Origin of the sequence: Pseudarthrobacter sp. PH31-O2, from assembly GCF_030063265.1 — a bacterium.
In the GTDB taxonomy this organism is placed as follows: Bacteria; Actinomycetota; Actinomycetes; order Actinomycetales; family Micrococcaceae; genus Arthrobacter.
This window is the reverse complement of sequence record NZ_JASIST010000001.1, coordinates 795,822-808,551: the sequence shown is the minus strand read 5'-3', so window position 1 is coordinate 808,551 and position 12,730 is coordinate 795,822. Positions and strand designations below refer to the sequence as shown.

10 protein-coding genes are annotated in these 12,730 nt (G+C 65.7%); all 10 read left to right on the top strand.

Annotated elements, in window-relative coordinates:
- The first annotated feature begins 2 nt into the window (after nt 1-2).
- Nucleotides 3-1,739, top strand: a complete 1,737-nt coding sequence (locus QMG72_RS03665; RefSeq protein ID WP_283479741.1) for an ABC transporter ATP-binding protein — start codon at nt 3-5, stop codon at nt 1,737-1,739.
- Nucleotides 1,736-2,128 (top strand): GntR family transcriptional regulator, encoded by a 393-nt coding sequence (locus QMG72_RS03660; protein WP_226774874.1) that lies wholly within the window; start codon nt 1,736-1,738, stop codon nt 2,126-2,128. The genes QMG72_RS03665 and QMG72_RS03660 overlap by 4 nt, the downstream gene beginning before the upstream one ends.
- A 206-nt stretch (nt 2,129-2,334) precedes the next feature.
- Nucleotides 2,335-5,175: an excinuclease ABC subunit UvrA gene (gene uvrA / locus QMG72_RS03655; RefSeq protein WP_283479740.1), complete on the top strand. Its 2,841-nt coding sequence runs from the start codon at nt 2,335-2,337 to the stop codon at nt 5,173-5,175.
- Nucleotides 5,176-5,286: 111 nt separating this feature from the next.
- On the top strand, nt 5,287-6,063 hold the full coding sequence (locus tag QMG72_RS03650; protein WP_226774875.1) for an HAD hydrolase-like protein: 777 nt from the start codon (nt 5,287-5,289) through the stop codon (nt 6,061-6,063).
- The gene (locus QMG72_RS03645; RefSeq protein WP_226774876.1) at nt 6,050-6,718 is read left to right on the top strand and encodes a lysophospholipid acyltransferase family protein; all 669 of its coding nucleotides are present in this window, start codon (nt 6,050-6,052) and stop codon (nt 6,716-6,718) included. The genes QMG72_RS03650 and QMG72_RS03645 overlap by 14 nt, the downstream gene beginning before the upstream one ends.
- Nucleotides 6,719-6,762: 44 nt before the next feature.
- A complete protein-coding gene (uvrC, locus tag QMG72_RS03640) occupies nt 6,763-8,790 on the top strand; it encodes an excinuclease ABC subunit UvrC (protein WP_226774877.1) in 2,028 nt (675 codons plus the stop codon).
- 122 nt (nt 8,791-8,912) lie between these two features.
- Nucleotides 8,913-9,836, top strand: a complete 924-nt coding sequence (gene rapZ / locus QMG72_RS03635) for an RNase adapter RapZ (protein ID WP_226774878.1) — start codon at nt 8,913-8,915, stop codon at nt 9,834-9,836.
- Entirely contained in the window at nt 9,836-10,855 is a 1,020-nt protein-coding gene (locus QMG72_RS03630) for a gluconeogenesis factor YvcK family protein (RefSeq protein ID WP_283479677.1), read from the top strand. The genes rapZ and QMG72_RS03630 overlap by 1 nt, the downstream gene beginning before the upstream one ends.
- 10 nt (nt 10,856-10,865) lie before the next feature.
- A complete protein-coding gene (whiA, locus tag QMG72_RS03625) occupies nt 10,866-11,846 on the top strand; it encodes a DNA-binding protein WhiA (protein ID WP_226774880.1) in 981 nt (326 codons plus the stop codon).
- A 172-nt stretch (nt 11,847-12,018) separates the two neighbouring features.
- Nucleotides 12,019-12,642 (top strand): superoxide dismutase, encoded by a 624-nt coding sequence (locus tag QMG72_RS03620; protein WP_226774881.1) that lies wholly within the window; start codon nt 12,019-12,021, stop codon nt 12,640-12,642.
- Nucleotides 12,643-12,730 lie beyond the last annotated feature (88 nt).

Genomic DNA, 12,730 nt, shown 5'->3' with positions numbered 1-12,730 from the left:
TGATGGCAGGCGTCCTCGCTGCCACCTGCGCATTTGTGGTGCTCAACGTGCTGGCGCCCAAAGTCCTCGGCGACGCCACCGACGTCGTTGTTGCTGGCGTCACCGGCGGAACCTTCGACCAGGATCAGCTGGCTGCCCTGCTGGCGGAGGTCTCGCTGATGTATCTGGGGGCCTCGGCCTTCAGTTGGATCCAGGGCACCCTGACGGCCGTTGCCGCGCAGCGACTCAGCAGCGGGCTGCGTGCGTCGGTGGAGGTCAAACTGCACGTCCTGCCGTCGGGCCACTTCGACGAGCAGCACCGTGGCGACGTTCTGAGCCGAGCCACCAACGACGTCGACAACATTGCCCAGGCGCTCAACCAGCTGCTCAACCAGCTCATTATGTCGCTGTTGATGCTCTCCGGGGCGCTGGGCATGATGCTGTGGATCTCCCCGGTGCTGGCAGTGATCGCGCTGGTGTCCGTCCCGGTGTCGACCCTCATCACCGTCCTGGTGGCCCGGAAGTCACAGGGCCATTTCACTGAGCAATGGGGCAGCACCGGGGAGCTGCACGCACAACTCGAGGAGCTATTCACCGGACATGAGGTGATCAAGGCCTTCGGCCGGCAGGAGGCAGCTGCGTCCAGTTTCAGGGACGCCAACGACCGATTGTGCCGCGCGGGCGCACGCGCCCAGTACGTGTCCGGCGTCGTTCAGCCGCTGATGGTCCTGGTTTCCAACCTCAACTACATCGCCGTCGCCGTCGTCGGGGCGCTTCAGGTGCTGTCCGGGGCCATGACGATTGGCGGCCTTCAGGCCTTCATCCAATTCAGCAGGCTCTTCAGCCAACCGATGGGGCAGATTGGCGGCATGCTGACCCTGCTGCAGTCCTGCCTGGTCTCGGCCGGGCGGGTCTTTGACCTCCTGGATGCACCGGAGATCCCGCCGGACCCGGACCCGGGCCGGCACGGGGCCGGAATTGCGCCGCCCCATGCCGCGGGCCGGGTCACGTTTGAGCGTGTGACGTTCGGTTACCGGCCCGGTTCACCGGTGGTCCAGGATCTGAGTTTTACCGTGGAACCCGGCCAGACCGTGGCAATTGTTGGCCATACCGGAGCCGGCAAGACCACTGTTGTGAACCTGCTTATGCGCTTCAACGAACTCGATTCGGGCCGGATTACTGTCGACGGCACGGATATCGCGGAACTGACACGCGACGAACTGCGGGCCAGGTTCGGGACCGTGTTGCAGGACTCCTGGCTCTTCACCGGCAGCATCCGGGAGAACATCGAATACGGCCGCCCCGGCGCGGGCGATGCCGCAGTGATTGCCGCTGCTCAGGCCAGCCATGTTGACCAGTTCGTCCGGGCGCTGCCTGAGGGGTACGACACGATGCTCGGCAACGACGGAGACTCGCTCAGCCGCGGACAGCGCCAGCTGATTTCGATTGCCCGTGCGCAACTCGCCGGGCGCAGCATCCTGGTCCTGGACGAGGCGACCAGCTCGGTGGATAGCCGCACCGAAGTCCAGATCCGCCGGGCGATGCGCGGCCTCAGGCAGGGACGCACCAGCTTCGTGATTGCCCACCGCTTGTCCACCGTGCGCGACGCTGATCTAATTCTGGTCATGGATCAAGGACGGATCGTTGAACAAGGAACCCACCGCCAACTCATCTCCAGGGGTGGGATGTACCTGAAACTGTATAAGGCACAGTTCGCCCGCCGCGAACAGGCCACCTCCGGCCGGGAGCCCGGACAGTGACCCCCACGGACGCATCGACGGTCCCGTTTCCCGGTGCCTGGCGGCCCAACCCCGGCAGCACGGTCCCGTTGTTTGATCAGCTCCGGCTCAACATTATTGAACGGGCCGACAACGGCGCGCTGGCGCCCGGGACCAAGCTCCCTGCCGTCCGCAGCCTTGCCGGCGAGCTGGGGGTCGCACCCCATACCGTGGCCCGCGCCTACAAGGAACTCGAGGCCGCCGGCGTTGTGGTCACCCGGGGCCGAAACGGCACTGTGATGTGCGCACGGGACGAAGCCTGGAGCTCGCTCTCCGCTGTGGCTGCCGGGTTCGCCGATGCCGCGAAAGCCCAGGGCGCCAGCTTCGCCGAGGCCGTGCAGCTGCTCGCCGCCGCGTACGACCGCTCCTAGGACCGGCGCTAAGTTGCCGCGCGGGATTTCGCGGCACGGGGCGCCCCGGAAATGGATCTTCGAAGAAGTTTTCGATTAGCATTGGTAGCGTGCCTAAAGCCGTAGCTGACGATCCAGCCGTAGATTCCCAGTCCGCAGTCCTCCCGACGGAGTCCGCAAAACCGGGCCGCGCAGACGATGCGCGCCCCGCGGTGAAGCGTCCGGACATGTCGCGGCTGGTGGTCAAAGGCGCGCGCGAGCATAATCTGCGCAACGTGGACCTGGACCTGCCCCGCGACTCCATGATCGTTTTTACCGGCCTCTCCGGCTCGGGCAAGTCGTCCCTGGCGTTCGACACTATTTTTGCCGAAGGCCAACGCCGCTACGTCGAATCCCTCTCCGCCTACGCCAGGCAGTTCCTCGGCCAGGTGGACAAGCCCGACGTCGACTTCATCGAGGGCCTCTCGCCCGCGGTGTCCATCGACCAGAAGTCCACCAGCAAAAACCCGCGCTCCACGGTGGGTACCATCACCGAAATCTACGACTACATGCGGCTCCTGTGGGCCCGCGTTGGCCGCCCACACTGCCCCATCTGCGGGGAGCCCGTCGCGAAGCAAACCCCGCAGCAGATCGTGGACCAGCTCCTGGAGCTGCCGGAAGGCACCCGCTTCCAGGTCCTGGCACCGGTTGTCCGGGGCCGCAAGGGCGAATTCGTCGAATTGTTCAAGGAGCTCACCGCCAAGGGCTACTCGCGTGCCCGGGTCGATGACACGCTGATCCAACTCAGCGACCCGCCCAAGCTGGGCAAACAGTTCAAACACACCATCGAGGTGGTGGTGGATCGCCTTGTGGTCAAGGACGGCATCAGCCAGCGCCTCACGGACTCGGTGGAAACTGCCTTGGGCCTTGCCGAGGGCAGGATCCTCGCCGAGTTCGTCGACCTCGAAGCTGACGACCCGGAGCGGGTCCGGGCGTTCTCCGAACACCTCGCCTGCCCAAATGAGCACCCCCTGGCGATCGATGAGATCGAACCCCGCTCCTTTTCCTTTAACAACCCTTTCGGTGCGTGCTCGGCCTGCAGCGGCATCGGCACGAAGCTCGAGGTCGATGAGGAACTGATCATCCCGAACGGGGAGTTGTCCCTGGCGGAGGGTGCCATCGCTCCGTGGTCGCTCGGCACGGCAACCACGGAGTACTGGAACCGGCTGCTCGGCGGACTCGCCAAGGAACTGGGTTTCTCCATGAAAACCCCGTGGGACAAGCTCTCCGAGGACACCCGCCAGACCGTGCTGCACGGCAAGGACCACAAAGTGGTGGTGCAGTACCGCAACCGTTTCGGCCGGGAACGCAAATACAGCACAGGCTTCGAAGGCGTCATCCAGTACGTCCACCGCAAGCACCTCGAAACGGACTCGGACAAGGCCCGGGACCGTTACGAGGAGTACATGCGGCAGATTCCGTGCCCGGCCTGCAACGGTGCACGCCTGAACCCGGCCTCGCTCTCGGTGCTGATCAACGGCAAGTCCATTGCCGCGGTCGCCGCGTTGCCAATGCGCGACTGCGCCCATTTCCTGGACAACCTGGTGCTGACCGGACGGGAGGCCCAGATTGCCAACCAAGTCCTTAAGGAGATCCAGGCCCGGCTCACCTTCCTGCTCGACGTCGGCCTGGAGTATTTGAACCTGGAGCGGGCGTCCGGCACTCTCTCCGGCGGCGAAGCCCAGCGGATCCGGCTGGCCACCCAGATCGGTTCCGGCCTGGTGGGTGTCCTTTACGTCCTGGACGAGCCTTCCATCGGCCTGCACCAGCGGGATAACCGGCGCCTGATCGAGACACTCACCCGGCTGCGGGACCTCGGCAACACCCTGATTGTGGTCGAACACGACGAGGACACCATCCAGGAGGCCGACTGGGTGGTCGATATCGGACCCGGCGCCGGCGAGCACGGCGGCATGGTGGTGCACTCCGGTTCCTATCAGGGGCTGCTCGAGAACACCGAGTCACTCACCGGTGACTACCTCTCCGGCCGGAAGCGGATCGAAGTCCCGAAAAAGCGGCGAAAGTACGACAAAAAGCGTGAGCTTAAGGTCGTCGGCGCCAAGGAGCACAACCTCCTGAACGTTGACGCTACGTTCCCGCTGGGTCTGTTCACCGCGGTGACCGGCGTCAGCGGCTCCGGCAAGTCCACCCTGGTAAACGAGATCCTGTACAAGGTCCTGGCCAACAAGCTCAACGGCGCCAAACAGGTGGCCGGACGGCATAAGTCCATCCAGGGCCTCGAGCATCTCGACAAGGTGGTCCACGTCGATCAGAGCCCCATCGGCCGCACACCGCGGTCCAACCCAGCCACCTACACTGGCGTTTTCGACAATATCCGCAAGCTTTTCGCGGACACCACTGAGGCCAAGGTGCGCGGCTACCTGCCGGGCCGGTTCTCCTTCAACGTCAAGGGCGGCCGCTGCGAGGCTTGCTCCGGTGACGGCACGCTGAAGATCGAAATGAACTTCCTGCCGGACGTCTACGTACCCTGCGAGGTGTGCCACGGCGCCCGGTACAACCGCGAAACCCTGGAAGTCCACTACAAGGGCAAAACGATCGCCGACGTACTGAACATGCCCATCGAGGAAGGCGCCGAATTCTTCGCGGCGTTCTCGCCGATTGCCCGCCACCTGAGCACCCTCGTCGACGTCGGGCTCGGCTATGTCCGGCTGGGGCAGCCCGCGACGACACTCTCCGGCGGCGAGGCCCAGCGGGTGAAGCTGGCAGCCGAACTGCAGAAGCGCTCCAACGGCCGCAGCATCTACGTCCTTGACGAACCGACCACAGGGCTGCACTTCGAGGACATCCGGAAACTGCTGCTGGTCCTGCAGGGCCTCGTGGACAAGGGCAACACCGTCATCACCATCGAGCACAACCTCGATGTCATTAAAAGCGCTGACTGGATCGTCGACCTGGGCCCGGACGGAGGGTCCGGCGGTGGCCGAATTGTAGCTTCCGGAACACCGGAACAGGTGGCAAAGTCCACCCAAAGCCATACCGCAGCCTTCCTGGCCGACATTCTGGCCTGAAGCCGGCCGGGGCCGGTGCTTCCACCGAAGCGCCGGCCTTGCCGCGTCGGATACATTCCTTTCGGGGCATACGGGTTTCTGGCATCGGGAGACTCGTGAGAAACTAAGCCGGTGACCCAAACAACAGTGCCCGTGATTTTCGACCTGGACGGCACTCTTGTCGATCCGGTGCACGGAATATCGGACGGAATCGCGGCGGCCCTCACAGAGCTCGGACTCCGCATTCCGGGTAAAGCCCGAATGGATGCCATGATTGGCCCCAAACTCAGCCATTCGCTCACCGAAATCGCCGGGGTGCCTGCCGGTCAACTGGACGACGCCATCCGCATCTACCGTGCGCACTATCTGGCCACCGGCATCGCCCAAAGCCGGCTCTATCCCGGTATTCGCGCGCTGCTGGAAACCTTTGCCGGCGCAGGCCGGCCCATCGCCGTCGCCACCCAGAAACCCGAGGGCCTGGCCCGGACAGTGCTGGAGCACCACGGGATTGCCGGCCTGTTCCTCACCATCCGAGGCTCGGCCGCGGATGAGGCAGCGGCAGCCGGGACCCAGTCGGGGAAGAAATCGATCGTTGCCGCGGCGCTCTCGGATTTCTCCGGCCGTGGCCTGGACACCCGCGGTGCCGTGATGGTGGGGGACCGTGCCCAGGACGTTGCCGGCGCCGCTGCCAACGGCCTTGACTGTATCGGCGTAGGCTGGGGATTCGCTCCGGCTGGGGAACTGAACACTGCCGGCGCCGTGGAGGTTGTGCACAGCAGCGCCGAACTCTACGGGAGCATTACCCGGCGGGACACCGCCGTGAATCCGGAGCCGCTGGACCCGGTTGCCGTGAACCCGAACCTGACGAACGACGCTGTAAACGAGGTGTGCACCGATGGCAATGTTTGATGCAATCCGCTGGACCACCCGGGGTCTGGTGACCTCGACCTGCCGGCCGACGGTCATCGGACTTGAGAACGTGCCCAAGCACGGTCCCTTCATCGTGGCCCCCAACCACCTCTCGTTCCTGGACAGCGTGATCGTCCAGGCGCTGATGCCCCGCCCGGTCGCCTTCTTTGCCAAAGCCGAGTACTTCACCACCGGCGGAGTCAAAGGCAAGGTCATGAAGTCCTTCTTCGAAGCCGTTGGCTCGATCCCGGTGGAACGGGGCGAGCAGGCAGCCAGCGTCCAGGCGCTCAAAACGCTGCTGGAAATCCTGGACTCCGGCAAGGGCATCGGTATTTACCCGGAGGGCACCCGCTCCCGCGACGGAATTCTTTACCGCGGCCGCACCGGCGTGGGGTGGCTTGCCTTGACCACCGGCGCCCCGGTGCTCCCGGTGGGGCTGATCGGCACCGAGCACCTGCAGCCGGCGGACAGCAAGTCGGTCAAGCCGCAGCACTTCACCATGAGGGTCGGCGAACCGATGTATTTCGACAAAACCGGACCGGACCACTCCCTGCCGGCCCGCCGGCAGGCCACCGACCGCATTATGGACGCGATCGCCGAACTCAGCGGCCAGGAACGTTCCACCAGCTACAACCAAAGCAAGGCAGTGGACTAGCGCAGCCGTCAAGGGCACTGCTGCAGGCTCAGTAGACTGGAATCGTGGCAGATCCAGCGGGTTACCGACCCCAGACAGGTGAGATTCCGACCAATCCGGGCGTTTACCGCTTCCGCGACCCGCACGGCCGGGTCATCTACGTCGGCAAGGCCAAGAACCTCCGCTCGCGGCTGAACTCCTACTTCGCCAACCCGGCCGGCCTGCTGCCTAAGACATATGCGATGGTGCATACCGCGAGCAGTGTCGAGTGGACAGTCGTCGGCAGCGAACTTGAATCCCTCCAGCTGGAGTACACCTGGATCAAGGAATTCAAACCCCGGTTCAATGTCATGTTCCGGGATGACAAGAGCTACCCGTATCTCGCCGTATCGATGGCGGAGAAATACCCCCGGGTGCAGGTCCTGCGTGGCGAGCGCCGCAAGGGGACCCGCTACTTCGGCCCCTACACCGCGGGCGCCATCCGGGACACCATGGACACCCTGCTGCGCGTTTTCCCGGTCCGCAGCTGCAGCCCCGGCGTCCTGAAACGGGCCGAAGCCAGCGGCAGGCCGTGCCTGCTTGGCTACATCGACAAGTGCGCGGCACCCTGTGTCGGGCGCATCTCGGCCGAAGACCACCGCGCGCTGGCCGAGGACTTCTGCTCCTTTATGGGCGGCGAAGCCAAACCCTTCGTGACGCGGCTCGAGAAAGACATGGCTGCGGCGGTCGCGGAACTGGACTACGAGCGGGCTGCCCGGATCCGGGACGACATCGTTGCGCTGAAAAAGGTCTTTGAACGCAACGCAGTGGTCCTGGCCGAGGATACCGACGCCGACGTTTTTGCCCTGCACGAGGATGAGCTCGAAGCGGCCGTGCAGGTCTTCCACGTCCGGGGCGGCCGGATCCGCGGTCAGCGCGGCTGGGTGGTGGAAAAGGTCGAGGACACCACCACCCCGGACCTGGTGGAGCATTTGCTCCAGCAGGTCTACGGCGAGGAAGCAGGACTGCAGGGCAGGCTGCCGCGGGAGGTCCTCGTCGCGACGGAGCCCAGCAACGCCGCCGAACTGGCACAGTGGCTCAGCGGGCTGCGCGGGGCCCGGGTGGACGTCCGTGTCCCGCAGCGCGGCGACAAGGCCGCGCTGCTGTCCACCGTCCGGGAGAACGCCGAGCATGCCCTCAAACTGCACAAATCACGGCGCGCGGGGGACCTGACCATGCGTTCCCAGGCCCTGCAGGAACTGCAGGAGGCGTTGGATCTGCCGATCGCGCTGCTGCGGATCGAATGCTACGACATCTCGCACGTCCAGGGCACCAACGTTGTTGGTTCCATGGTGGTGGTGGAAGACGGCCTGCCGAAGAAGTCCGAGTACCGGAAGTTCTCCGTCACCGGCGCCGCCGCAACTGACGACACTGCCGCCATGCATGACGTTCTCACCCGGCGCTTCCGGAACTATCTGCAGGAGAAAGCGGTCCAGGCAGACGCGGCCCGGCAACCCGGACACCAGGCGCTGCTGAACGCTGTGGCAGACGCCGCCGTCGCCCCGGCGGCCGGGACCACGGTGGCGGATACCACCACTCCGGCGCCGCGAACCAAATTTGCCTACCCGCCCAACCTGGTCGTCGTCGACGGCGGCAAGCCCCAGGTCAACGCGGCCGCCCGGGCCCTGGCCGAGCTGGGCATCGACGACGTGTACGTTGTCGGCCTAGCCAAACGGCTCGAGGAAGTCTGGTTGCCGGACAGTGACTTCCCGGTGATCCTACCGCGGGCCTCCGCCGGGCTGTATCTGCTGCAACGCATCAGGGACGAAGCGCACCGTTTCGCGATTTCCTTCCACCGGCAAAAGCGCGGCAAGGCGATGACCGTCTCCGCGCTCGACGGTGTGCCCGGCCTCGGTGACTCCAAACGCAAGGCGTTGCTCGCCCGGTTCGGCTCGGTGAAGAGCATCAAGGCGGCCAACATCGAGGAACTGACCGGGGCCAAGGGGATCGGTCCGTCCCTGGCTGAGGCGATCGTGCGGCACTTCTCCGCCGACGTCGAGAACGCCACAGTGCCCGCGGTCAACATGACCACCGGTGAAATCCTGGACACTTAGCTAGCGCCGGCAAACTTAGCTAGGGTTAGGACTTGGGATGAGGCGGGCCGCGACGGAACACTGCGCGGCCGCCACCCTTGAAGAGGCAGCGCACAACAGCACAGCAGAACGGGGCTTCACTGATGGCAGAGTCGACGGCAGGATCCGGTACAGAGCCGGACGGCATGACACCGGTAAAGCCCGTTGAGGCGGAACTTCTTGTCGTGACGGGCATGTCCGGAGCCGGCCGGAGCACTGCTGCGGACGCCCTGGAGGACCACGGCTGGTACGTCGTGGAGAACCTCCCCCCGCAGATGCTCGGCACCCTCGCGGAAATTGTCTCCCACGCCCCGGGTTCTATTTCCAAGCTTGCTGTTGTGATGGATGTCCGGAGCAAGGAGCTGTTCGCCGACATCCGTTCGGCCCTGCGGAACCTGGAAGCCAGCGGCGTCGGGTTCCGGGTCCTGTTCCTCGATGCCAACGACGACGTCCTGGTCCGCCGCTTCGAGCAGGGCCGGCGTCCGCACCCGCTCCAGGCCGGCGGCAGGATCCTTGACGGCATCGCCGCGGAACGCGAACTGCTCCACGAACTGCGAACCTCTGCCGACATTGTGCTGGACACCTCCGCGCTGAACGTGCACGGGCTCGCGACGGCGATCACCGAACTCTTCAGCGAAACGGGACCCGTGGCCCTGCGCCTGAACGTGATGAGCTTCGGTTTTAAGTACGGGCTTCCGGTCGACGCCAACTTCGTCGCAGATGCCCGTTTTATTCCCAACCCGCATTGGGTGCCGGCCCTCCGCCCGCACACCGGGCTGGACGAGGACGTCAGCGACTATGTGCTCAAGGCGCAAGGCGTCAGCGATTTTGTGGAACGCTACGTGCTGGCTCTTGAGCCGGTCCTGGACGGCTACCGCCGGGAGAACAAGCACTACGCGACCATTGCCGTCGGCTGCACCGGCGGCAAGCACCGCTCCGTCGCCGTCGCCGTCGAACTGTCCCGCCGGCTCGCGCAGTACCCGCGCGTCACCGTGACCACCACCCACCGGGACTTGGGCCGCGAATAATGGCGCTGCTCACCGGGCCGTTGCCCCTCGTCCCGCCGGCCAGCGCCGCGTTCGGCAGCCAGCAGGATAAGGGCCCTTCCGTCGTCGCGCTCGGCGGCGGCCATGGCCTCGCCGCGTCGCTCTCAGCGCTGCGCCTGCTGACCTCTGAGCTGACCGCCATCGTGACGGTAGCTGATGACGGTGGCTCCTCCGGACGGCTGCGCGAGGAGTATGGCGTGCTGCCCCCCGGGGACCTGCGGATGGCACTCTCGGCACTCTGTGACGACACCGACTGGGGCCGCACCTGGCGGGATGTGATGCAGCACCGATTCGCACCCGGCAAGGGCCGTGGCGGCTCGCTCGACGAGCACGCCATGGGCAACCTGCTGATTGTGACCCTCTGGGAACTCCTGGGCGACACCGTGGCGGGCCTCAAATGGGCCGGTGCGCTGCTGGGCGCGCGCGGCGAGGTCCTGCCGATGTCCAGCCTCCCGCTGACCATCGAGGGCCAGGTCCGGGTCACCGCCCCGGACGGCACCTCGGCGCTGCACACGGTGTCCGGGCAGGCCAAATGCGCCGTCGCGGGCTCACTGGAAAGCGTCCGGCTGTTGCCGGAGAACGCCCCGGCCTGCATCGAGGCACTCACCGCGATCGAATTGGCCGACTGGGTCATCCTCGGCCCGGGCTCCTGGTACACCTCCGTGCTGCCGCACCTGCTGCTGCCGGAAATGCGTGAAGCGCTGTGCAACACGGCAGCCCGCCGGTGCCTGACCATGAACCTCGCCACGGACACCAAGGAAACCCTCGGGATGTCCGCCGCCGACCACCTGCGGGTGCTCCGGCAGTACGCGCCGGACTTTACGATCGACGTCGTCCTGGCCGATCCGGCGTCCGTGGCTGACCTCGCCGACTTCGAACAGGCCGCCGGGATGCTCGGCGCCGAGGTGGTGTTGGGTAAAGTGGGGGCGTCGCGCCGCCATCCCATCCACGACCCCCTGCGGCTGGCAACGGCTTACCACGACATTTTCGGGAACAGGTAGGAAAGGTGCCATGGCACTGACAGCATCAGTCAAGGAAGAACTGTCCCGGCTGGACATCAAGAAATCCTCGGTCCGCAAGGCTGAAGTGTCCGCCATGCTCCGCTTCGCCGGCGGGCTGCACATCATCTCGGGCCGGATTGTGATCGAAGCCGAGGTGGATCTCGCGTCGACTGCGCGCCGGCTCCGGGCAGCCATCGCCGAAGTGTACGGACACCAGAGCGAGATCATCGTTGTGTCCGGCGGCGGGCTGCGGCGCGGCAGCCGCTACGTGGTGCGTGTGGTCCGCGACGGCGAAGCGTTGGCCCGGCAGACGGGTCTCCTGGACGCCCGCGGCCGCCCGGTCCGCGGCCTGCCCTCGGTCGTGGTGAATGGATCCGCGGCCGACGCCGAGGCCGTCTGGCGCGGCGCCTTCCTTGCCCACGGATCCCTCACCGAACCCGGCCGCTCTTCTGCCATGGAGGTCACCTGCCCCGGCCCGGAGTCCGCACTGGCCCTCGTCGGCGCCGCCCGTCGGCTCGGCATCCAGGCCAAGGCCCGCGAAGTCAGGGGAGTGGACCGAGTGGTTATCCGCGACGGCGACACGATCGCCGCGCTGCTGACCCGGATGGGCGCCCACGACGCGCTGATGGTCTGGGAAGAGCGCCGGATGCGCAAGGAAGTCCGTGCCACCGCGAACCGGCTGGCCAACTTCGACGACGCCAACCTGCGCCGTTCCGCGCAGGCCGCCGTCGCTGCCGGAGCCCGCGTGGACCGGGCCCTGGAAATCCTCGGCGACGACGTACCGGAGCACTTGAAGTACGCCGGTGAGCTGCGGGTCGCGCACAAGCAGGCCAGCCTGGACGAACTGGGCCGGCTCGCGGACCCGGTGATGACCAAGGACGCAATCGCGGGACGGATCCGCCGGCTGCTCGCCATGGCGGATAAACGGGCGCAGGACCTCGGCATCCCCGGTACGGAAGCGAATGTGACACCGGAAATGCTTGACGAGTAGCCTCTCCTCAGAAACAACTGCAGAATTCAGATGGGGCAGCGGGAATACCTCAGCCGGACCGGAGGCTATGCCCACTGGATCCCGATCCAGAAACTTCCGGGTGCAAACACATCCGGATGCACAATCCGAGACTTACCAAACGGACAACCAGTCCACGACATTGGAGGATTTTGTGACCGAGTACGTACTGCCCGACCTCAGCTATGACTACGCAGCGCTGGAGCCCCACATCTCCGCGCGGATCATGGAGCTGCACCACAGCAAGCACCACGCCGCCTACGTGGCCGGCGCCAACAACGCCCTGGCCCAGCTGGCCGAAGCACGCGAAAAGGGCGACTTCGCCAACATCAACCGCCTCTCCAAGGACCTTGCGTTCCACACCGGCGGACACATCAACCACTCCGTGTTCTGGAACAACCTCTCCCCTGATGGCGGGGACAAGCCCGAAGGCGAGCTGGCGGCCGCCATCGATGACGCCTTCGGCTCCTTTGACGCGTTCCGGGCGCACTTCACCGCCGCGGCCATGGGCCTGCAGGGCTCCGGCTGGGCGTTCCTGGCCTACGAGCCGATCGGCGGAAACCTCGTGATCGAGCAGCTCTACGATCAGCAGGGCAACGTCGCTGTCGGTACCACGCCGCTGCTGATGCTGGACATGTGGGAGCACGCCTTCTACCTGGACTACGTCAACGTCAAAGCAGACTACGTCAAGGCCTTCTGGAACATCGTGAACTGGGCCGACGTCGCCAAGCGCTTTGACGCCGCCCGCCAGAACGCCACCGGCCTGATCACGCTGTAGCAGGTCATGCGGCTGTAACAAAGCTCACAATTGGGCCCGTTCGGCCCAAATTGTGGACGGTCCGCCCCCGCACTTGCGGGGGCGGGCC

Excerpts from the sequence above, each read along its gene's own strand:
- QMG72_RS03665 (WP_283479741.1), top strand. The coding sequence starts at position 3 with ATGGCAGGCGTCCTCGCTGCCACCTGCGCATTTGTGGTGCTCAACGTG.
- uvrA (WP_283479740.1), top strand. The coding sequence starts at position 2,335 with ATGTCGCGGCTGGTGGTCAAAGGCGCGCGCGAGCATAATCTGCGCAAC.
- QMG72_RS03645 (WP_226774876.1), top strand. The coding sequence starts at position 6,050 with ATGGCAATGTTTGATGCAATCCGCTGGACCACCCGGGGTCTGGTGACC.
- rapZ (WP_226774878.1), top strand. The coding sequence starts at position 8,913 with ATGGCAGAGTCGACGGCAGGATCCGGTACAGAGCCGGACGGCATGACA.
- QMG72_RS03630 (WP_283479677.1), top strand. The coding sequence starts at position 9,836 with ATGGCGCTGCTCACCGGGCCGTTGCCCCTCGTCCCGCCGGCCAGCGCC.
- whiA (WP_226774880.1), top strand. The coding sequence starts at position 10,866 with ATGGCACTGACAGCATCAGTCAAGGAAGAACTGTCCCGGCTGGACATC.